The sequence below is a fragment of the Inquilinus limosus DSM 16000 genome, from assembly GCF_000423185.1.
GTDB classification, from domain to species: domain Bacteria; phylum Pseudomonadota; class Alphaproteobacteria; order DSM-16000; family Inquilinaceae; genus Inquilinus; species Inquilinus limosus.
Map to the genome: position 1 here is coordinate 1 of NZ_AUHM01000068.1, position 1,370 is coordinate 1,370.

The following is a 1,370-nucleotide window of genomic DNA, read 5'->3' on the forward strand; positions in this document are numbered from 1 at the left end:
GGGCGCGCCAGTCCGGCACGGCCAGCCCGACCACGGCCATCGCCAGCCCGAGGATCACGAGCACGATCAGCATCTCTATCAGGTGAAGCCGGCCGACCCGGGAGGGGGCCTGAAACGTCGCACGATCCACTGCGCCGATGGGTTGCCGACAGTTCTTGCACCATACCGCCGGCGCGGCCCGGTCTGTAGGATAGAGGTGCGGTACTGTGACCTGCAGCTTCGACGTCCACGCAGTTCCGGATCGGTACGATGATGAGCTGAGTGGCAGCTATCCCACTCTCGCCGAGCGCCGGTAAACATAGCTATAGTGCGCTGTTGCCGAAATTCCTAATGTGTCTCCAGATTCGGGCGAATGTTCACAATAGATCTTGCTGCTGCATTGCTGCGAGCTCGAATATCCGGGTCTTTAGCGCCCATTCTGTCGGCCGCAGCCTCATACAGGTACCTAGCTATCTCGTCCTCGCCCGCCCGGTCGTCCATAAGCATAACGTATACTTTCGCTGCATAGTCATCATATTGAGTCTCCCAGCCTTCCATCTCGCCGATTCCTATTGGATCCCATTCCTTTAAAAGGATCCTTTGTATCAACGCGCGACTCTCGCGTGACTGGCATTTATTCCTTCCTGTGGGCATGGTGTATTCCTTTACGGTGATTGCGGTTCATCACTTGGATCTGGCCGATCACCTGACTCTGGTCGATCATCTGGCTCCTGAGAACTATCCTTTCTGTCTCCTTCCTCACCCTGTTCGCCTCCTCCATCAGGCTTGCCTGCAGTATCGCCCTTTTTATCCCTAGAGACTGTTTCAACCGTGACAACCGTGCCGTCTGGCTCTGTAACAACAGCGACGCCATTTTTACGATCCGTATAAACTGTGCGCCCATCTTTTCCCGGACTCGGGACTCCGTTCTGAATGGCTTCTTCGACGGCGGAAGGTGGCACCCCCCGGCCCTGCATTCTATCAAGTGCGTGGTCGGTGTATCGACGACCTCCTATCTCGGTAGCCTTGTTAGAACCAGGGAGAACTTCGACCGCGCTGCCCCGGCGCCCTTTGAACCCAGAGGCTGGATAAGCTTTGTCGTCCGAGAGAACTGCGCCGCCAACGCCCGGGCCCATCCCTGGATCATTGAGGTCGGCGTCTCCTTCGTTCTGAACTGCGCAGGTGCAGGGACCGCTCAGGCCAATCGCCGCTGTCAAGAGCCCCCTCGCTAACACACCGTTTGCGCCCCATTTGGTTAGGTGTTGGGTTAGCGTTTCATGTCCAGTCGGATCGCTCTTGTTGATCGGATCATTGCCCGAATACGCATACCGGTTGGTCCCCACCCCAGGCTGTGTCGGATCCCACCAGTCGGGCGAGATGAAGCGGCCGAT

At 57.6% G+C, this 1,370-nt stretch carries 1 protein-coding gene; it reads right to left on the reverse strand.

Annotated features, from left to right (window positions below):
* Nucleotides 1-644: 644 nt before the first annotated feature.
* On the reverse strand, nt 645-1,370 hold the full coding sequence (locus tag G537_RS45685) for an RHS repeat-associated core domain-containing protein (RefSeq protein WP_425402314.1): 726 nt from the start codon (nt 1,368-1,370) through the stop codon (nt 645-647).